This window comes from Streptomyces sp. NPDC017993 (genome assembly GCF_044328065.1).
Classification (GTDB): Bacteria; Actinomycetota; Actinomycetes; order Streptomycetales; family Streptomycetaceae; genus Streptomyces.
On record NZ_JBIRGO010000021.1, the window covers coordinates 1 to 18,338 of the forward strand.

19 protein-coding genes and 1 pseudogene are annotated in these 18,338 nt (G+C 66.7%); 10 read left to right on the plus strand and 10 right to left on the minus strand.

Features of this window, described 5'->3' with window-relative positions:
* A pseudogene (locus ACH4FH_RS30660) lies at positions 1–317 on the plus strand (hypothetical protein); the annotation flags it as partial.
* Between the two features lie 416 nt (positions 318–733).
* Complete coding sequence (locus tag ACH4FH_RS30665; RefSeq protein ID WP_398559208.1) at positions 734–928, plus strand: hypothetical protein; 195 nt, start codon at positions 734–736, stop codon at positions 926–928.
* Positions 929–995: 67 nt separating this feature from the next.
* Here ACH4FH_RS30665 and ACH4FH_RS30670 read toward each other — a convergent pair whose 3' ends face one another.
* Positions 996–2,225, minus strand: coding sequence for an RNA-guided endonuclease InsQ/TnpB family protein (locus tag ACH4FH_RS30670; RefSeq protein ID WP_398559209.1), 1,230 nt, complete (start codon positions 2,223–2,225; stop codon positions 996–998).
* A 671-nt stretch (positions 2,226–2,896) separates the two neighbouring features.
* Entirely contained in the window at positions 2,897–3,181 is a 285-nt protein-coding gene (locus tag ACH4FH_RS30675; RefSeq protein ID WP_398559210.1) for a hypothetical protein, read from the minus strand.
* Between the two features lie 520 nt (positions 3,182–3,701).
* On the opposite strand from ACH4FH_RS30675, the gene ACH4FH_RS30680 reads away from it, so the two are divergent.
* The gene (locus ACH4FH_RS30680) at positions 3,702–3,839 is read left to right on the plus strand and encodes a hypothetical protein (protein WP_398559211.1); all 138 of its coding nucleotides are present in this window, start codon (positions 3,702–3,704) and stop codon (positions 3,837–3,839) included.
* Positions 3,840–4,308: 469 nt separating this feature from the next.
* Here ACH4FH_RS30680 and ACH4FH_RS30685 read toward each other — a convergent pair whose 3' ends face one another.
* Both ACH4FH_RS30685 and ACH4FH_RS30690 read right to left on the minus strand, forming a co-directional pair.
* A complete protein-coding gene (locus tag ACH4FH_RS30685; RefSeq protein WP_398559212.1) occupies positions 4,309–6,156 on the minus strand; it encodes an FG-GAP-like repeat-containing protein in 1,848 nt (615 codons plus the stop codon).
* Between the two features lie 67 nt (positions 6,157–6,223).
* Positions 6,224–6,943, minus strand: a complete 720-nt coding sequence (locus ACH4FH_RS30690; protein WP_398559213.1) for a hypothetical protein — start codon at positions 6,941–6,943, stop codon at positions 6,224–6,226.
* Positions 6,944–7,354: 411 nt separating this feature from the next.
* Between ACH4FH_RS30690 and ACH4FH_RS30695 the strand changes: the two genes are divergently transcribed.
* Genes ACH4FH_RS30695 through ACH4FH_RS30705 form a run of 3 tightly spaced genes read left to right on the plus strand, consistent with a single transcriptional unit; the run spans position 7,355 to position 10,582 of the window.
* Positions 7,355–8,479, plus strand: a complete 1,125-nt coding sequence (locus ACH4FH_RS30695; protein ID WP_398559214.1) for a hypothetical protein — start codon at positions 7,355–7,357, stop codon at positions 8,477–8,479.
* A gap of 43 nt (positions 8,480–8,522) precedes the next feature.
* Entirely contained in the window at positions 8,523–9,008 is a 486-nt protein-coding gene (locus tag ACH4FH_RS30700) for a hypothetical protein (RefSeq protein ID WP_398559215.1), read from the plus strand.
* A 47-nt stretch (positions 9,009–9,055) separates the two neighbouring features.
* Positions 9,056–10,582 (plus strand): RICIN domain-containing protein, encoded by a 1,527-nt coding sequence (locus ACH4FH_RS30705; protein WP_398559216.1) that lies wholly within the window; start codon positions 9,056–9,058, stop codon positions 10,580–10,582.
* Between the two features lie 405 nt (positions 10,583–10,987).
* Here the strand turns inward: ACH4FH_RS30705 and ACH4FH_RS30710 are convergent, their stop codons facing one another.
* Together ACH4FH_RS30710 and ACH4FH_RS30715 are read right to left on the minus strand one after the other, a co-directional pair.
* Entirely contained in the window at positions 10,988–11,818 is an 831-nt protein-coding gene (locus tag ACH4FH_RS30710; protein WP_398559217.1) for a PIG-L family deacetylase, read from the minus strand.
* Between the two features lie 621 nt (positions 11,819–12,439).
* Positions 12,440–13,357, minus strand: coding sequence for an endo-beta-N-acetylglucosaminidase H (locus ACH4FH_RS30715; protein WP_398559336.1), 918 nt, complete (start codon positions 13,355–13,357; stop codon positions 12,440–12,442).
* A gap of 474 nt (positions 13,358–13,831) precedes the next feature.
* On the opposite strand from ACH4FH_RS30715, the gene ACH4FH_RS30720 reads away from it, so the two are divergent.
* Entirely contained in the window at positions 13,832–14,011 is a 180-nt protein-coding gene (locus ACH4FH_RS30720) for a hypothetical protein (protein ID WP_398559218.1), read from the plus strand.
* Between the two features lie 5 nt (positions 14,012–14,016).
* Positions 14,017–14,610, plus strand: coding sequence for a hypothetical protein (locus ACH4FH_RS30725; protein ID WP_398559219.1), 594 nt, complete (start codon positions 14,017–14,019; stop codon positions 14,608–14,610).
* A gap of 151 nt (positions 14,611–14,761) precedes the next feature.
* On the opposite strand, the gene ACH4FH_RS30730 is transcribed toward ACH4FH_RS30725, so the two are convergent.
* From ACH4FH_RS30730 to ACH4FH_RS30745, 4 genes are all read right to left on the minus strand, one after another.
* Positions 14,762–15,664 (minus strand): JmjC domain-containing protein, encoded by a 903-nt coding sequence (locus tag ACH4FH_RS30730; protein WP_398559220.1) that lies wholly within the window; start codon positions 15,662–15,664, stop codon positions 14,762–14,764.
* A gap of 10 nt (positions 15,665–15,674) precedes the next feature.
* The gene (locus ACH4FH_RS30735; RefSeq protein ID WP_398559221.1) at positions 15,675–16,073 is read right to left on the minus strand and encodes a hypothetical protein; all 399 of its coding nucleotides are present in this window, start codon (positions 16,071–16,073) and stop codon (positions 15,675–15,677) included.
* 185 nt (positions 16,074–16,258) lie between these two features.
* Entirely contained in the window at positions 16,259–16,519 is a 261-nt protein-coding gene (locus ACH4FH_RS30740; RefSeq protein ID WP_398559222.1) for a DUF397 domain-containing protein, read from the minus strand.
* Positions 16,520–16,868: 349 nt separating this feature from the next.
* Entirely contained in the window at positions 16,869–17,231 is a 363-nt protein-coding gene (locus tag ACH4FH_RS30745; protein ID WP_398559223.1) for a hypothetical protein, read from the minus strand.
* A 203-nt stretch (positions 17,232–17,434) separates the two neighbouring features.
* Here ACH4FH_RS30745 and ACH4FH_RS30750 point away from each other — a divergent pair, with 203 nt between their 5' ends.
* Both ACH4FH_RS30750 and ACH4FH_RS30755 read left to right on the plus strand, forming a co-directional pair.
* Positions 17,435–17,854 (plus strand): hypothetical protein, encoded by a 420-nt coding sequence (locus ACH4FH_RS30750; RefSeq protein ID WP_398559224.1) that lies wholly within the window; start codon positions 17,435–17,437, stop codon positions 17,852–17,854.
* Positions 17,814–18,335, plus strand: coding sequence for a DUF6879 family protein (locus ACH4FH_RS30755; protein ID WP_398559225.1), 522 nt, complete (start codon positions 17,814–17,816; stop codon positions 18,333–18,335). Before ACH4FH_RS30750 ends, ACH4FH_RS30755 begins: the two co-directional genes overlap by 41 nt.
* The last annotated feature ends 3 nt before the right edge of the window (positions 18,336–18,338 follow it).

Genomic DNA, 18,338 nt, shown 5'->3' on the forward strand with positions numbered 1-18,338 from the left:
AAGATGCGCGGCGCGGCGCTGCGCATCGCCGACGAGCTGCCCGCCGAGCCGACCGCCGGCGACCTGCGCGACCAGGAGATCGACGAGGCCCGCGAACTGCTGCGATGGCTGTCAGCCGACCACCTCACCTTCCTCGGCTTCCGCGAGTACGAGCTGGTCTCCGCACCCGGTGAGGACGGCGCCGAGGCCGAGGGCAACGTCATCAGCGAGCGCCGCTTCCTGGGGCTGTTCTCCTCCGCCACGTACACCGAGTCGGTGCGACGGGCCGACGGCCGCGACCTGCTCAGATCCTGGAGACCTACCCGCGCGACGAGGTACGCCCCATTCACGTCCCCTGCCGCCGGCCGGGGGCAGGAGACGTGCGCTCGACCACGACTCCATGACGTTCTCCGCTGACGAGCCGGGAAGGCGACGAGTGGCACCCAGAGGGCTGTAGATGTTCAAGGAACAAGAAGCCGCAGGCAGTCCGCGTAGGCCATAAGCCCTGCTCACGGGTACCTGTCTTGGTCAGTCTCGTGAGTCTCGGGAAGCCACCACAAAGACAGCTGACGCATCACCAGGAACCCATCGGGCGGCGGGAATTACGATCGGCCTACCAGCTGTCGGTAGCATCATTACAAGCGAAAGGAGAGCCGACTCGACCGCAGGCTTAGGAACCCGGTCGGGACGACTCTCCACGCGATGCACCGCAACCATCAGGACCGCGAAGACCCGATTTTCTGGAGGCACACCTATGCAAAACGACGGTACCACCCTGCCCGGGGACGGCACCGGCAAGCGCCGGACACGCCGCCAGCGCCTGCGCCACCCCCGTGTACAGCGCTCCCGCCCCCGCCCGATGTGGCAGGAGCCGGTCCGCGGCGCCCTGTACGCCGCGGGGAGCGGGCTCATCGCCTTGGCTGTGGCCTGGTTCCAAAGCCGCATTTGACTCCTCCCCTCCCTGGAGGGAGGGGGTTCCTCGCCCTCCCTCCTACGCTGGTGTGGGGATTTCTGGCTCACGCTGCCGGCCGGGGCCGCGCCCCGTCTGGACTTGTGCGATCAGCACCAGCCGGGTTGAGACCAGCCCGGACCAGCATCACGCGGGCGGAGTTCTTATCCCTGGGGGATTCGGCTCCGCACGCGGTGCAGGCATAGGTTCGTTGTGAGAGAGGTAGTGCGTGCTTGGTTCTCGCGCCGCACTGCGCACACTCCATCGTTGTATACGCGGGATGCACCAGGTACACGGTGCGCCCGTGCTTGCGGCCCATCTCCATCAGGGCCATCTTCGTCACGCCGATGGCCGCATCCGCCGCCTTGCGAGCCAGGGTGGACTTGGCCAAGAACCTCGGGCGGAAGTCCTCCACCGCCAAAGCATCATGATCGCGGACTACGCGCTTGGCCCACTTGCGGGCGGCGTCCTCCCGCTGCCGGGCCACCTTCTTGTGCAGCTTCGCCGTCAGATTCTTCGCCCGCCGATAGCCCTTCGACCCACGCTGCTCCTTCTTCGGCTCGCGCCTAGACATCATCCGCTGGTACCGGGCCAACCTCTGCGCGGCTCTCCGGCCGTACTGGGCATGCGGGAGATCGTGGGCGTCGGATGTGGTGGTCGCGGTCTCCTTTACACCCCAGTCGATACCGATCACGCGACCGGTCCGGGGCAGCGTTTCGACTTCGGCCGGCACCACGAAACTCGCGTACCAATGCCCGATGGAGTCCTGAAAGACCCGCACCGACGACGGGAGGGCGGGTAGATCCCGCGACCACACCACCGTCAACGCGATGCCGCCGGCCAGGTGCAAACGCCCGCCCTTGAGGCGGAAACCACGCCGGGTGTAGTTCAGGGTCGGCCAAGCCTCACGCTTCTTCTTGTATTTCGGCATCCCGGCGCGCTGCCGTATGGGCAGGCCCTCCTTGATGTCCCTCTGGGCCTTGGCACGGGACTTCGCGAAGTCCCGGATCACCTGCTGCTGCACAACCGAGCTGCCCTCACCCAGCCACGACAAGCCCTTGCGAGCGTCGGTCAACATCTTGTCAAGCTGCGCCGGACCGCACGTCCGCCTGTCCGTGTCGTCGGTCCGGATCTTGTTCCACAGGTGCGTCTGCTTCGACTTCGCACAGCACTCGTTCCACACCCACCGGCACCGGTCCCACTCACCCCTCAGCGCGGCGAGCGTCGTCGACGACACGCGCAGGCGGAAGGTCCACCGAGCGTGCCCGGCGTCCTGCGCTGTCACAGCTGTCGTCATACACATCAACCTAGTCTGGAGGACTGACAGTTGAGAGCTCTTGACCGCCATAGGCCACCTCGCCACCGTGCGAGGAACACGCCAGATCTCGCTGGCAGCGATCCGGCATTCCCTGCCCTGCTCCGCAAGAGTCCCATCCTCCTCGCCTCAAAAGGGCGGGGCGTCCCCAGAGGAATCCGGTGACACCCCGCTGAGCAGCACGGCTCCCTGCCCGGATCTCGGTGCGGGGAGCCCTGCTGGGGAATCAGGTATCAGAGCGCGCTTTTGATGAAGTAACGAAGCATGTCGGCGCGCGCAACGCCTTCCTTACCGACCCGGCGATGCGGCGCAGATGGGCCAGGCAGCGTCTCCCCTTCTACGCGGGCACGGCATTTCCGGACAGCTGCCTGACGCGGGCGGCTGGGGTGTGAAGTCGGTGACCGCGACAGTGCGGGACCGGACTCGGGGCTCCCCCACCACGGCGGCGCCGGGCATTGGCCGGTTCACGGTGAACGCCATCCCGACGCCGTCGATACGGACACGCTGACATGCCTGCGAACCCGCCCCCTGGGTCCGTAGATCACAGCCCTCCGGCGCCCCGGTCTCCCGCCAAACGTGGCGCCCGTAGAGAGCCGGGGTTCCACGTGACGTCTGAGGGAACTTCTCGTCCGGCTAGTGACCAGTTGAAGTGCTTATGCGGAGGCCACGACCTCTCCGGCCATGACCTGAGGTGGGTTGGGGAGAAGTGTCGCAAGGTTGTCCCGGACGAATTCCGCCGCTCTGGAGACCGATGCCTCGGCGCCGGCTTGGTCGTGAAAGATGCTGGTGGAGACCATGACTCCGTCCCCGGCGTCGACCCAGTAGTAGGCCACCAAGCCCGGGACCTGTCGCATGAGCGGTACGAACCCCTCGTTCACGATACGTCCTGCCTCGGATGGATCGGTCACTCCTTCGTACCGTCGGACTGCTGCGTACATGGCCGATCTCCTCGCGGGGGTCTGGGTCCTGCTTTGCTCCAACGCCGTACCCCTGTGTCGACTGCCTGGCTCGTGAGGAGTCCCGCAATCACCTGAAGGGCGGCCTTTCGTGCTCCGAACGGCGCGCGGGAGCAGCAGTCAGCACCTGCTCGATCGTCCCTGATACGGCCTCACTCATAGCAGCAGCAACAGCGCCAAGCGGAAGGCTGGCGCCCACCTGCCGGATCCGGCTGGTGCGGAGCTGGCTCGGGATGAGGGCCTGCGTCGCGGAGCGGACACCCACCCCGAACCGCCATGCCCGCCCGCATATTCGCGAGCGCCGCGGTTTCGCAGCGATGCCTCCAGGTCGCTGAGAGCGCCGGCCCCGGCCGGTCGCCACCTCCACGTCACCGATGAAGGACACCGGCTGCAGTGTCACCGGCCCGCCGTCGATGGCATTCAAGAGTTCGATCCGGCGCTCCTCGTACGGCTGCCGGTGCAGGTCGGTATCGCCGACGGCCGGGATGTGGAAGAGCGCGGCATGGACGCAGAAGTCCGCACCCTGCCGCGGTCCACGGCCGACTCGGGTCTGGAGCCGTTGGAAATCGACCTCGCCGGTGTCCAGCACGACGACGAGCCCGCCGTGGGTCGGGCTTCCGTGCTCTCTCAGCCGGCGTGAAGGATCCGAAAGCGATTGGGTTCCGCCGGATCTCGACGATCCCGTTGAGCACGGTGCGGTCATCCAACCGCTTCCGGCCTCGCAAAGACTCAGGGAGCAGCGGCCGAACGAACTTCCACTCAGCATCCGACAGTTCATGCGACGAATCACCCAACCGTGATCCACCACTGAAGATCATTTGAAGACACCGCCTAGGCGGCTCCACCAGTAAGGAGACGATGAGCTCGTCGTGAGCCGGGCCTGCGCCTCCGACCGTATATCCCTGATATTCCTGCACCTTTGCCGGCCCGATGGCGCAGCCCGGAGCTGAGTCAGCGTCTGGGGGCGTTGAAGCCGTCGTTGGGTAAAGGATGGATCCGGTGCGGCCTCGCAGGCGAAGGCGTGCCAGGCCGCACGTCGGGGCGGAGTGACGGGTTTCGGCACGCCGATGGTGCGTCGCCGGGGTGCGGCTGTGGAGGTCCTCTGAGGGTTACCGGGTCCTGAAGCGGCGGTAGAGGTTTCGGGCGACGTACACCCCCGGGCCGCCGAAGCCGACGATGTCGACGCGCCCGTCGCCGATGATGTCGGCGAGGAAGCGGGGGTGGCGGTCGACCCGCCAGCTGCCGGCGTCCTCGTTGTACCCGAACCCTCGGCACACCAGCTGGGCCTGCTCGAAGTGGCCGTCGCCGCGGCCGTGCGACACCCAGACGCCTTCGTTGCCGAAGGCGACGATGTCCGGGTTGCCGTCGCCGGTGACGTCGGCGAGGAAGCGGAGGTGCTTCCCGCTCGTCCACCCCTGGGCGATCCCGAAGTCGTTCAGGACGAGCTTCGAGGGCGCGAACGTGCCGTCGCCGCGCCCACGTGACACGACGACGCCCAGTGGCCCGAACCCGACGATGTCCGGTGCTCCGTCACTGGTGGTCCTGAGCAGGAACCGGGGGTGCTCCTCGACCGAGCTCCACCCCTGGTCGACCCCGAAGTCGTCGAGGACGTAGAGGGGTTCGGCGAATGCTCCGTCCTCGTCCTGGAGGGATACCCAGACGCCGTCATCGTGGCAGCCGACGACATCGAGCCGGCCGTCGCCGGTGGTGTCGGCGAGGAAGCGCGGATGCTTGTCGGCAAGCCAACTGCCCGCCTTCTCGTCGTGGCCGAACGCCAGGAGGACCGGTTCGTCGCCGATCGGTGCGAACTTTCCTTCCCCGTCCTGGAGCGATACCCAGACGCCGTCATCGTGGCAGCCGACGACATCGAGCCGGCCGTCGCCGGTGGTGTCGGCGAGGAAGCGCGGATGCTTGTCGGCAAGCCAACCACCGGCCTGCTCGCCGTGTCCGAACGCCTTGAGGGCCGGCTCGCCGCCCGCGGGCGCGAACGTCCCGTCCTCGTCCTGAGGAGACACTCGGACACCGTCGGTGGCAAGCACGACGATGTCGGGCTTGCCGCTGCCCGTGGTGTCCGCGAGGGTCCACAGGTCCTCGGGGCTCGCGGAGGGTACGGGTGGGTGCAGCACGCGCTCTTCGTCGTCGAATCTGCCGTCGCCTCTGCTGGACGACGTCACAGCCCCCTCCGCGGGCTTGAGTCCTACGATGTCCGCCGGCCCCTCTCCCGTGGTGTCGGCGAGGAACCGCGCACCGGCCCCGGCCCACCAGCCCGGTTGCCCGCCGGGAGAGCGGGTGGGCCCTTCGCTCTTCCACTCCCCGGCTTCCTGGTCGCTCCCGAACTGCTCTAGGACCAGCAGCATGTTGCTGAAGGAGGGCGTCGCGTCGGGCGCCGGGCGCAGCGCGGCCGAGGGGGTCAGTCGCCAGGACCGGCGGCCGTTCCAGTGGCCCAGTGCTGCCCAGCTCAGCACGGGGTCGCTGGTGCGCTCGGGCTCGGCCGGCACGAACCGCCACCGCTGGCTCTCCGCGCTGTCGTCGTGCTCGCGCAGGACGATCCGGGTGTCGTCCGCGCGGGGCTCGTCGAGGTCGAGGACGGTGCCATCGGTCGTGCTCTCGATGAAGTAGAGGCCCGCTTCGCCCTCGACGCGGACGACGTGCCATTGCTGACTCTGATTGCCGTCGGCGGCGTCCCACTGGCGGACGGCGCGGTCCGCGTCGGCGGGGTCGTCGAGCACCTTGCCGCTGACTGCGTTGCGGATCACATACGCCTGGTGGTGTTCATCTTCCTCGCCTTCCGCGGCCTGCACGGGGGCGAGCTGCCACTGCTCCGGGCTCGGTCCGCCATCGGGGACGTCGCGGACGACGAGTACCCCGTCGGCGCTCGGCGCGGCCTCGGCGCCGAGGGGATTCCCCGTGGCGGCGTTGACGATCTCCAGCTTCAGTTCTTCGATGGGCACGGGCATCGTGGTGCCTCTTCCAGGCGGTGCGGGCGTTGGTTCGGGACGGGTTCGGCGCGAAGGTAGCCGCGGATCACGTGAAGACGTGGTGGTAGGGAACGTTCCACTCGCTGGGCAGCCGCGGGTAGAACGTGTTGATGACCGTCCCCGTGAAGTCCCCGCCCCAGTTGTAGGTGAGACGCACCTCGCTGTCGGCCGTCACCGCGTGGTCCTTGAACCCGAGGATGGCGTCGGGGTGGGTGATGGGCACGAAGGTGATCCCGCCCCACGGCGTCACCGTGGTGACCCAGAGCTGAGTGTCCTCGGGCGCGCCGTTCTTCCCGCGCCATTTGTCTCCGACCTTGTCGGGGAGGCCGACCTGGACGGTGTCGGCGGTGCTCTTGGGGGCCTCTTGGTGGACGGTGATGCGCCGGCGCTGCGGCTTCGGCGCGCCGTCGTCGCCGCGCCCGGCGTCGGCTTCGCCCTCACCGGCGAGTTCGGGCGACGCCTGGCCCGCGGCGCTCTCGATGAAGTACAGCGGTCGCTGCCCGAAGAAGCCGGCGGGAGTGATGTACCAGAGGTGGCCCTGGGCTTCCTTGGTGTCCGGGTCGAGCGCGGTGGCCAGTTTGACCCCCTTGTCGTGGCTCTCCTCCTTCAACTCGGCGGGCCGCAGGTAGCCGCCGTTGAAGGCGTGGACGAGCATGACCGGCCGGTTTTCGAGCAGTGCCGCCACGATTGCGTTGTCGTAGCTGTTCACCGCCACCGGGCCGCCGACCACCAAATTCGCCATCGTCGTACGTTCTTGGGTGTACATAGCGGAAACCTCACCTGTTCTGAATGTGGAAAACAACGCGTCGGACGCTCAGTTCAGTGCTTATCGCGCAGAATGGCCGCAGGCTCAATCGCCCTCGATTAAGGGGGTTTCGAAAGCGATGGAATGGCCGAATCTCATACCCTAACCCACTTCAACGGCGAGGCCGCAGCACCCGCAGGCAGGACTGCCGGAAGGACATGGGTCGGGTGATTGGGGGCACTTCAACGTATCGTCAACTACAGCGAGTTGAGAACCATCGCCGAACCTTGACCACCCGATTGGGTGAACACACCGAGTCGCCGTTTAGGTGATGGAACCCGCGGTAATTTCAATTGTCGGGACATGCGACAGATGCCTGTCACCGCTTTATCGTTCACCGAGCGCAGTTCGACCAGATCAGTCGAGGACGGAATGCCTTCCAACGCGTATAACCTGGAACGGGCCAAGCGCCAGCCGCTGACGAAGAAGAACCTGCGGGAACTCAATATCGAGCAGACCTGGCAGTCCATCCTGGACCACCCCAGCCTGGTCTACGTCGACGACTACGGCGTGCGGCACAAGCCCGTCGGGTTCTCCGTGAACAAGTCGCGATTCGGCTCTTTCCCCGGGTCCGCCTTCCAACTGGGCTGGCTCGCCTACATGAACCTCGGGGAGCCGTTGATCGAGGAGCGGCGCAACATCAGCCAGCCCCCGCCCGACACGTTCTCCTCGCGCACCTATGTCAACCGCAGTCAGACATCCCCGATTACCTTCACCGACTCGATCCAGTTCACCGTGTCGAACGAGGTCAACTGGTCGCTCCAGGGGGAGGCCCAGCTCACCTTCGGCGGCAGCGTCAGCGCGGAGGTACAGCTCCAGCTGCAGAACCAGCTCCAGGTGTCCCTCCAGTCCCAGTTCGGGACGGAGCTGCAGAACCAGCTCCAGAACGAAATGGGGAACAAGGTCACGAACACCGTGAGCAACAAGAACAGCAAGGACAGCGTCGGGGTCGACACCGACAACGGCACCGAGAACGGCGTGACGAACTCGACGACGAACGGGGTGACGAACTCCACGACGAACTCGGTGACAAGCTCGGGGGCGTTCACGACCACGGGCAGCGCCACCGGCAGCGCGGAGCTCAACGCCCAGTTGATGCTGGGCATCACGGGCTCAGTCGGCGGCTCCCTGACCACCAGCTGGGCCTCGAACTCGCAGATCTCCGGCGAGGTCCCGCCGGGCTCCCGCGTGGAGACCATCGTCACGCAGCGGCGGACCCGCAAGCAGTACTCCTACGAGATTCCGGTGACCTTCTCCGGGTTGCTCGCGGTGAAGTACGACGTACCGGTGGCGGTCCTGTCTCCCCCACAGTCCAGGGATTACCCCGGCCTCGAGTACGTGGTCGCCCGCGACCTCGGCGACATCGACCTGGCCGGCGGGAACGGCTTCCGCATGAAGGGGCTGGCCGAAGTCGTCTCCGCCCTGGAGGTCGACCACACGATGTTCGACGGCGAGAGCCTGACCGGCAGCGATCGAGAGCTGCACAAGCAGCCCTGACCGGCGGGCCACGCCGCCACCACGACAACAAGGGATGACGACCATGGTGTTCGACAACATCTTCAACTCTGCGGGCAGTGGCGCGAGGCTCTTCTCAGTAACCACCGACGGTGCCAAGCCGCAGCCGGGCGCGGGCGTCGACTTCGAGGACGCCGACGACGACACGTACGACGACACGACCACGAGTCTGTTCACCAGCGCGATCCACGGGGCCAACTCCCGCGCGAGGGTCGTGCAGGAGACGTCACCCGAAGCGCGGGCCATCCTGGGCTTCCTCGGCTCCTTCATCCAGACCACCCAGGCGTCGGCCGGAGCGCAGGCCCAGTACGCCCAGAACCCCGGCTCGGTGTCCACGGCGGCGTCCGCCGGCATGCAGGAGTCGAGTGCGACGGTGACGGAGCACAGCGGCCTCCAGAAGGACGAGGACCTGGAGAACAGGCCGAAGAAGAGCGACTTCTCCAAGCCACCCGAGGCCCCTCCGGCCCCCGAGGCATCCAAGCCGACTGCCGAGGACCCGTCCGCCTCCTAACGACAGCCCCTCGTAGTAGGCGGTCAGTGAACGGTGAAGGGATGACGATGAGCAGTGCCCACGAGGCAACCACAAGTGGCGAGGACTCCGCCCCTCCGATCAGCACGGTCGCGGGGACCGGGGTCGCGGGGTTCTCAGGGGACAACGGACCTGCCGTTTCGGCCCAGTTGAAGCACCCGTACGGGGTCGCGGTGGACACCACCGGAGCCCTCTACGTCGCCGAGTACAACAACCACCGGGTCCGGAAGATCACGTCCGACGGGAAGATCAGCACCGTTGCCGGCACGGACACCAAGGGCTTCAGCGGCGACTGCGGCCCCGCCGTCTCGGCCCAACTGAACCGCCCGCGCGGGGTGGCGGTGGACAGCGCAGGCGCCATCTACATCTCTGATGCCGACAACCACCGGGTCCGGAAGGTCGCGGCCGACGGGAAGATCTGCACGGTGGCCGGCACGGGCATCAAGGGCTTCAGCGGTGACGGCGGCCCCGCCACCGCCGCCCAATTGGACGGCCCGTTTGGGGTAGCGGTGGACAGCACCGGCACCCTCTACATCGCAGAGCACAACAACCGCCGAGTTCGGAAGATCACGACTGACGGGAAGATCAGCACGGTCGCGGGGAACGGGACCGCGGGATCCGACGGAGACGGCGGTCCAGCGGTTTCGGCCCAGCTAAGCCTCCCGAGGGGAGTGGAGGTGGGCCGCGCGGGCGACCTCTACATCGCCGACGCCGGAAACCACCAGGTCCGTAAGATCACGGCCGATGGAAAGATCTACACGGTCGCCGGCACCGGCGCCAAGGGCTTCAGCGGTGACGGCGGCCCCGCCACCGCCGCCCAATTGGATCGCCCGTTTGGGGTAGCGGTGGACAGCACCGGCACCCTCTACATCGCAGAACTCGGCAGCCACCGGGTCCGTAGGATCACGGCCGATGGGAAGATCAGCACGATCGCCGGCACGGGCACCGCGGGCTTCGACGGTGATGACGGCCCGGCTGCTTCGGCCCAGCTGAACCAACCGATCGGGGTCGCTGTGGACCGCGTCGGCACCCTCTACATCGCCGACCACACCAACCACCGGGTCCGGACGGTCGCGTTGCCGAAGATGGCCGGGCTACCCGATTCGGGCACGGTCGTCTCCTGGGCCAACGTCCGCAGCAGGCTGCGAATGGCGGTCCACCGTGAGTCCACCAAGGACGGGGCCGAGATCCACCAGTCCCTCGCCACCCCCAGGGAACACCAGCGGTGGCGGCTCATCGTCGCGGGCCAGGACAACGACGAAACCCTTTACACCATCGAGAACGTGCGCAGTGGCAAGGTCCTGGAGATCGTCGGCGCGCACGAAACGGCCGGGGCAGTGGTCGCGCAACGCGCCTACGAGGGTGACGACGCACACCACCAGCAATGGAGACTGATCCCGGTGAGCCCCGTGACCGACACCCCGCCGGTGTACGAGATCGCGAACCGGAACAGCGGTCTGCTTCTGCGAGTCGACACCAACGCCCGCACAGCGATCAAGCAGCACAGGGCGGAGGGCGACCACCGGGAACGGCAGTGGCACCTGCTCCCCGTGTGACGCACGAGGAGTCAGGGGCGACCTCGCCCCTGACCGTGCCTGACCAGCCGTCCGTTATGCGTGAGCGATGCGTGAGCGGACGGTGGAACATGAGCCATCAGAGACAGGACTGGCTATCGGGCTGGGTGGCGCTGACCTGCGAGGACAGCACCACCCAGCCCGATCCAGCACGCTGGCTCAGGAATTCGATCCCGCTCCTAAAGCGAAGGCGGTGGGTTCGGATCCGAGAGGCCTCCCCCAACCCGTGAACAACCGCTGTCGCTACCCGTGAACAAAGCCACGCCGGCGAGGGCCTGGACGTGGGCTGCCGAGCGGAACTCGCGTGGACAAGCCTCCAGGTGCGGGGCCCGCTCGATCGCGCCGTGCGGCCGATGAGCTCTCTCGGGCCCCGGTCGGACGGGCGGATCAGCGCAGTCCGGCGAAGAGATCGTTCTCGGGTACGGTGGCGCCGGTGGCGTCCTTGACACGTACGAAGGTCTCCATGCCCATCAACTCACCGAACCTCTCCTTGCCCATCTTGAGGAAGAAGATGTTCTCGCCCTGACTGGCGTGCGCGGCCAGCGCATCGAACTTCTGACCGCTGAATGCGGTGGTGTCCACCCACGTGGTGATCTCATCGTCGGGGAGGCCGATCTCGGCCAACGCGGCGGCCTCGGCAGGATCCGGCTCCGGCATGTCTCCAAGCTCGCGCATGGTCTCCCCGAACCGCTGCATCATCGAGCGGGGCATCGTCGTCCAGTACACCTTCGGCGTCAGCTCGGTCATCTCCAGCGCCGCCATCGTGATGCGGTGGGCCTGGATGTGGTCGGGGTGGCCGTAGAAGCCGTTCTCGTCGTAGGTGACGACCACATCAGGTCGGTAGTGCCGCATCAGTTCCGCAAGTCGGGCGGCGCCTTCCTCCACGGGCGTCTGCCAGAAGGATCCGGGGGCGTCGTTGCTCGGCCAGCCGATCATCCCGGAGTCGGCATAGTCCAGCATCTCCAGATCGCTGACCTTCAGGACCTCACAGCTCGCCTCGAGTTCTCGACGGCGCATCACGGCGACGGCCGCCGGATCGTGCCCGGCATCGCTCGGCTTGACACCCCCCGGTCCGTCACCGCAACCGCCGTCGGTACACGTCACGAGAACCGTGCGGATACCTTCCGCCGCATACCGCGCGAGGACCCCTCCGGTTCCGGTGGCCTCGTCGTCGGGGTGGGCGTGTACCGCCATGAGCGTCAAGGGCCGGTCAGTCATGAAAGTCCTCTGCAGAAATACGTCGTGGCCGAGCGCGCGGCGGGCATACCGCGATCCCTGGGGCCCGGATCCTGGCGGGGCGGACGACCTCGTGGTCTCCGTGTTCCCCGCCCGAGCAGCGCCGGTCCCTCGGACGATGCAACCGCGCCGACCGGCCGACTGTTCCCGGAGCAGGTGTGGTCTTCCAGGCGTCGGCATTTCCGCGCGAACGATGGACAGGCGCGACCTGCACGTCTCAGAATGCGGATCCGCTTCCATCCGGCGCCAGCCGTCAGATCCGACACGAGATCTGAGACCCTACGGCGGGCAACGGACACACCCGCCCGGCGCGGCACCGGCACCGGCACCGGCACCGCACCATCCCCGGCCAACGGTCGGCACAGTGTGAGCAAGACACCCCGGTCAGCGCATTCTCAGCTCTCCTGAGTCAGGCCCCGGGCCCGGGACAGCACTCACCCATAGTCCCAGCACAGCAGCCGCGCCGCGGGGCGCACGAAGGTGAATGGTCAACCCGCACCGTGCCCCCGACATCGTTGTCGAGAGCACGGCCTGCACGGATCGCGGCCCTACGGGATGCGGCAAGCCCCGAGGAAGCACCGCGCACTGGAGCATGCGGTCGCCTTACGGCGTGTAGACGGCGTCACTGCCGTACAGCTCCCTGGTGAACGCGGAGACATCGGCACTGCGGTCGGCGCCGTCGAGGTTGTACGTCAGATAGACGCCGTACCCCTCGCTGACGGTGCGGCGGGCGAGGTCGGCGACCGTGCTCTGCGAGGTCCGGCCGATCTCGACGGCCGCCGGCGACAGCTTCGACTTGGGCAGTGCGATGCCGGGGACCTGCCAGGTGCCGTAGTACGGGTTCCAGGCGTAGTCGAACTTGGACGAGACGTCGACGCCGCCGTAGGAGAGTCGCGACGCGGCCGGGCCGATGTTGTAGAGACTGATGATCTTGTCCGGCATGTTCGCGCGCAGCGCCGTCACCAGGTGCACGAACGAGCTGTCGTTGGGCTGGCCGGTGCCGTTGTTTCCGTACTCGGCGTACTCGTCGTCGAAGTCGATGCCGTCAAGGCCGTACTTGGTCACGGTGTCCGACATCTGCTTCGCGAACGCCGAAGCCGCTTGCTGGGAAGGGAAGTTGGCGAAGCCCGCGCCCTGGTGGTTGCCGAGCACAGAGAGGACGACCTTGATGCCCTTCTGCTGCAACGGCCGTATCTCCGTGGCGGCGTTGTCGAGGACGCGCTGCACGTTCTCGTTGAAGTACAGATGCGCCGCCTTCGCGCCCGCGTCGTAGTTGATGTTCGCCGCGAAGATCACGGCGACGTCGAAGACGTTGTCGCCGCCGTTGGCGAGGGTGTACTTGCCGACATTCAGCATGCTGTTGTTGTTCACCTCGACGTACGCCACCGAGGTCGGCCCCTGTTTCGCGGGTGCGGGGGCCGCTGCCGCGCCGGTCGGGGCAGACGCGCCGAGGGCAAGGGCCGCGACGGCCGACAGCGCGAGCGCGGCCATCCGCACTCTGCTCCGTACCAGAGTGATCATCATTGATCGGTCTCCCATCACATAGGTCGGCGCCCGACCTGTTCGAAAGCGCCGAGTGAGCCCTCCGAGCCTTCCGCTCCCGTGACGGAATCCCGAGAGTCATGCCCGAACTCTTCACATCCCACACGCACGCTGCCCCACAACTCGGCTCCTGAGAAAGGGAGTTGGTCCGCATCTCCCCCGAGTTCCTGCATCCGGAGGGATGGGCGAAATCAGGCCCTATCCCGACTCGACATGCGCCTCCGCCCTGGCCAACCACCGACGATGGCGACGCGAGGAACGCACACGCGCCAGAGAACAACGCACCACCGTGTAGCCGAGTACCTCACCGCGATGGAAGGCACCACCCAAGCCTCCCTGAACGCCACCGTACGTAGTGGATTGCCGTGCCTTCCGGTCCGTATGGGTGCCGGTGCGAGACTGCCGGACCCAGCAAGGAGCCGCGACGTCATGGCTCAAGGCAGAATCCGGACCATGCACGGACCAACCATCCAAGACCATCTGACCGCCCTCGGTGAGGTCCTCTATGCCCTGCCCGCCTACGCACCGAGGCCCCTCAGGCCGAACTACAGCGGGCCGCCGCCTTCGAGCACGCCGCGCACACACGCGCCCGCACCGACCACCAACACGCCCGCGCCCTGCGCGGCGCTCTGAAGTCCATGCGCTACCAGCCCGCCGACAGCACCGGCCTGGCCATGCTCCTGGACGCCGCCATGCTCGTTGTCCGTACCGTCCAGCGACACAGCGCGATGCGCCATCACGACCGACAGATCGCCGCAGCTCGCCAGACCCTCATCCATCTTCAGGCCGCCTACGACCAGATCGCCCCGACCACCGTGACCGTCCTCGCCCGATACCGCGCACCCGACGGTGCCGTCCACCAATACGCCCGCCACCTACGCGAGGTCCTTCCGGTCTACGCCGATCAGATCCTCACCGAGGACGCCTGGACCACACTCACCGCCACCCTCGCCGCCGCCGAAGCCGCCGGTCACAACCCGGCCACACTCCTCCGGCAGGCCGCCCACCAACGCCCCTTGGACGACGCGAAATCAGCCTCCGAGGCCCTCGTCTGGCGCATCCAACGGCTCGGCGCACGCCATGCCCCGGACCCGGCGGCACAAGCCCGGGCCGCCCAGGCACGTAGCCCCCTTCGAAGCAGTAAGCCGTCCGCCGGCACCCCCGGTACTGCTGCTGTACGGCCTGCATCTGATCCCCAGGTTACGTCGACGTCGCGCGGTCGCAGGGGGTGACTTGCGAGGGAGGACGTCGTCACGAGGCCAGAAGCGAACGACCTGCTGACTTGGAATTTCTCGCCACTTGGCACGCGTAGCGTTATTCGTGCTGCGCCCACCGCGCGTCAGATGGGGTCCTGAGAGGGCCGTCGGCCAAGCCTTCATCCACTCAGGTCATGTACTCCAACTCCGTCAAGGCGTCCTTGATGACGGTCGGCGCGACCTCGGACAGGTCGAGACCTTCCACGTGCTGGACCAGTGCGTCGCGTGCTTCGCTGAGCTGTGCCAGCAGGCCGTCCCCGCTCAACTGGCGGGGGAGGACGATGCGCCGGAACTCCTCGTGCGCGATGGCGCCGGCGAGCAGCTTTTCGGCGAGCCACATTTGCGTGCGTTCCCGGATCGCGAAGGTAAGGTGGATGCTGTGCTCGTTGGAGTCGACTACGTGAGGGTTGTGGACCCACCCCCGCGGGAGCAGGAGTGACTGGCCGGCCTTGAGGTCGACCTCGACGTCCGGCCCGGCCGCCTCCCATGTGGGAATGAAGTGGTCCTGCCATACGCGGAAGCTCTCGTTGTACTCGCGCATGGGTGCTGCGACCGGTGGCCGCCAGAGCTGCCACCGCTTCGTGCCGGCGATCTGGACGATCACGGCCATCTGCTGATCCCAGTGGTGCCGAAGCCCTTGATTGTGAGGTGGGGTCAGGAAGGCATGGACGTAATTCGAGTAGCCGGTCTCCGTCTGGATCGCTTCGGAGATCTGCGACAGAGCCGGGACGACACGCTGAAGGTTGCCCAGGCGGATGGTGTAGCCACGCTCGTAGAGCCGGGCGAGTTTCGCGCGGTCTGTCCGGCCGTTCGTCATGAACGCGTTCTGACTCAGCGAGGGGTTGGGAGCCTTGATGGCGGCGATCTCGTTGGCCGGTACGCACCCTGTGAAGAGGTAGCCACGGATGGACTCCGCAGTGACTGTCTCGTCGAGGGCCGGCTTGCCACGCTCGTAGACGCGGGGCTCATCTGGCCACGAGGCCAGCAGTTCGGTGACGCCTTCTGCGGGCAGTAAGAGACGCAGCGACATGGTCGTCTCCTTACGACGGCTGGAGCGGGCAAGGGATCTGCGGGTGGAAGCGGTTCGGGCAGCACACGACGGAGAACGAGACCAGGCTCTTGGACGGCGTGTAGTACACCCAGCTCACGTCGACACCGCTGGCCAGCACGTCGGTGGCGTACTCCAGCTTGGTGTCGAGACCGCCGTACGCCTGGAGGTCATTCGGACGTTCGAAGGGCGTGTTCGCCTCGTACTGCTTCGTCAGCCAGGCCAATGCGACAGCCATATCCGCCCATGTGCGGTCGGGCGCGACTAGGTTCTTCTTCATCAGCCAGTAGCCGGTCATTGTGGGCGGCACGTTGCCCGTCTGGAACTCCGCGGCTGCCTCGCGGTACCGGTCAAGGACTGCCTGTTGCCGCTTGTCCTCGGGATCCAGCACTGAGGGTAGGCCGTTGGGGTGTGGGGGTCGGCGTCCTCCCTCCTTGCCGTACACCGCGGATGGTCCGATCCACGGTCCGTACCCGTGCCAGTGCCCTGACCAGCTCATCTGTGCCCTTCTGGAAGTGCGGGGCCGCCCCGCCGGAGCAGGGCGGCCCGATTTGTCCTGGATGGGGAAGCGTCAGCCTAGAGCGCCAGGCCACGCTTCTTGGCCCAGCCGATGACGAAGTCGTCCACCTCGCTCGCGGTGGCGCGCAACTCCTGACCGACGCCCTCGGGCTTCGAGTCGCGAAGCGCGAACGCCCCCTCGGCGGCAGGGATGGCTGCCACGTCGATGCACGACTCGTGCTCGCCGTTGAGGTTGCCACCGCAGAAGTTCTCGAACGCGCCGTCATCAACGGCGGGAAGGATGTAGAGGTTCTGCACGGGGTACTCCTCCTTGCGCATGTGTTGTGCGGAGAGTCGTTCTCCGCGCCGTCGTGCACTGGCACCCAGCCCGGGCCGGACTGTCCTTCTTTGGGGTACTGGCCGGCCGGGGTGGGAGCTGAATTCCGCCCCGCGAGGACATAGGCCGTACGGGCGAGCCGACGGAGGTCACCTCGGGGGCGGAAGATCATCGGTTCACGATCCAGAGCGCGATGCCCACAGGCGAAGCAGCGAGCATCACGAGGCCCTGGAAGACACTGTGACGCCAGCCGAGCGGACACGGGACCCTCCTTCGTGGCTACGCCGATGGCCAGAGCCGACACGGTGGCCAGGAGCGCCAGGACGTAAGCCACTTGCTGCCGGCGCAAAATCACCCGACACCCGTCCCACTCCTCTGTGAGTAGACGGTCAGGAATCGGCTCGTCAGCAAGCCCGTCTGACGCAGGTAGCTGAAGGCGCTGAAGACCGGTGTCTCGTTCGTGGGGCGGTGTTTCAGATCCAGGAGCCTGTATGCCTCGGAGAACAACGACTTGACCTTCGGGTCGTCGTCCGCGCCCAACTCCTCGCCGAGGAGCAGATTGAGGTGCCCGATCAGGGCAGCGGTCCACCAATCGATGTCCTCACGCGTCGAGGTGCTCAGCGCCATGCGGAGGGCGGTGTCGACGCTGTCCCCGATCAGCTCCTCATCGATCGGCCGGTCTTCAACGCTCCGGGGCTCGGATTCTTCTGACACGGTGGACACCACCCATCTCCCCTCGGTACCGCATGGTTCGCGGCTGCCTTGGCTGCTCGGTCGACACGAACGTAGAGCGGCCGACGGCCAACCCCCAAGCAGATTGCGCGAGTTTGCAGCAAGTCCTTTGACGGGCTCGAACAGCTCCTCGACCATCGGTGTGTCGCGCAATTTCGCGCAAGGCGGACGACAGGAGAACGGCCATGAAGCTACGGTTCCTTGGTAAGAACTCCCAAGCGGGCGACTGCCCGACCCTCTACGCCACCAACCGAGACACCTACCTCGTCCAGGGGTGGAAGATCTTCGCGAACGATCTGCTGCTGCAGCTCACCCTCCCCGAGGGCGAGACGGCCGTGGAGGTACCCACCGAGCTGTTCGAGCACCTGGAGAAGGACGGCCTCCCGCCCGGCGAGTTCAAGCGCCTTGAAGACCCCCTCATGGTCCTCACACCCGGCGGGACGTACCTTGTCCAGGGCCGGGCGGTGGCCGATCCCGAGGCATTGGCGCAGATGTCAATTCCGGACTACGAGAGCGTGGTCGAGGTCTCCAAGGCCGCGATCACCGCCCTACTGGAGGAACCACGTGGAGCTGATCTCCAGCGCGGAGCGCAACCAGCTCTTTGAAAGCTTCGGGCATGACGCCTTCCACCTGGAACTGAGGGACGACTACTCAGTACCGGCAGAAGACGGCCCGTACGAGAGCTGGCTCCGCGGGACAGTCGACAACGCGTTCATGGCGCCGTGGACACAGCTCATGCAGCGCGCCACCAACTCTGGGAAGACAGTGCGCCGGGTGCGGGTCATCACCGAGCCCCATAGCTCCTACATTCACTGGGAGTACGCCACTGCCCACGTCAACGTAGAAGCCGGCGAGTCCATCCGATGGCTACCGCGCCACAAGCTGCCCGAAGATCTAGCCTTCCCGGTGGAGGGCAATGACTGGTGGCTCTTCGATGACAGGCTCCTGGCCGTGGGGCACTTCGACGACACTGGGAGGGTCCTCGGATCCGAAGTGATCGATGATCCCGAGACGGTCGAAGAATGCGTGCGCGTGCGAGACCTGCTCTGGGCTTTGGCCATCCAGCACGACGAGTACACGCCCTGACCG

Coding starts and splice junctions, on each gene's coding strand:
- ACH4FH_RS30665 (WP_398559208.1), top strand. CDS start 734: ATGCAAAACGACGGTACCACCCTGCCCGGGGACGGCACCGGCAAGCGC.
- ACH4FH_RS30670 (WP_398559209.1), bottom strand. CDS start 2,225: ATGACGACAGCTGTGACAGCGCAGGACGCCGGGCACGCTCGGTGGACC.
- ACH4FH_RS30675 (WP_398559210.1), bottom strand. CDS start 3,181: ATGTACGCAGCAGTCCGACGGTACGAAGGAGTGACCGATCCATCCGAG.
- ACH4FH_RS30680 (WP_398559211.1), top strand. CDS start 3,702: ATGGACGCAGAAGTCCGCACCCTGCCGCGGTCCACGGCCGACTCGGGT.
- ACH4FH_RS30685 (WP_398559212.1), bottom strand. CDS start 6,156: ATGCCCGTGCCCATCGAAGAACTGAAGCTGGAGATCGTCAACGCCGCC.
- ACH4FH_RS30690 (WP_398559213.1), bottom strand. CDS start 6,943: ATGTACACCCAAGAACGTACGACGATGGCGAATTTGGTGGTCGGCGGC.
- ACH4FH_RS30695 (WP_398559214.1), top strand. CDS start 7,355: ATGCCTTCCAACGCGTATAACCTGGAACGGGCCAAGCGCCAGCCGCTG.
- ACH4FH_RS30700 (WP_398559215.1), top strand. CDS start 8,523: ATGGTGTTCGACAACATCTTCAACTCTGCGGGCAGTGGCGCGAGGCTC.
- ACH4FH_RS30705 (WP_398559216.1), top strand. CDS start 9,056: ATGAGCAGTGCCCACGAGGCAACCACAAGTGGCGAGGACTCCGCCCCT.
- ACH4FH_RS30710 (WP_398559217.1), bottom strand. CDS start 11,818: ATGACTGACCGGCCCTTGACGCTCATGGCGGTACACGCCCACCCCGAC.
- ACH4FH_RS30715 (WP_398559336.1), bottom strand. CDS start 13,357: ATGATCACTCTGGTACGGAGCAGAGTGCGGATGGCCGCGCTCGCGCTG.
- ACH4FH_RS30720 (WP_398559218.1), top strand. CDS start 13,832: ATGCACGGACCAACCATCCAAGACCATCTGACCGCCCTCGGTGAGGTC.
- ACH4FH_RS30725 (WP_398559219.1), top strand. CDS start 14,017: ATGCGCTACCAGCCCGCCGACAGCACCGGCCTGGCCATGCTCCTGGAC.
- ACH4FH_RS30730 (WP_398559220.1), bottom strand. CDS start 15,664: ATGTCGCTGCGTCTCTTACTGCCCGCAGAAGGCGTCACCGAACTGCTG.
- ACH4FH_RS30740 (WP_398559222.1), bottom strand. CDS start 16,519: ATGCGCAAGGAGGAGTACCCCGTGCAGAACCTCTACATCCTTCCCGCC.
- ACH4FH_RS30750 (WP_398559224.1), top strand. CDS start 17,435: ATGAAGCTACGGTTCCTTGGTAAGAACTCCCAAGCGGGCGACTGCCCG.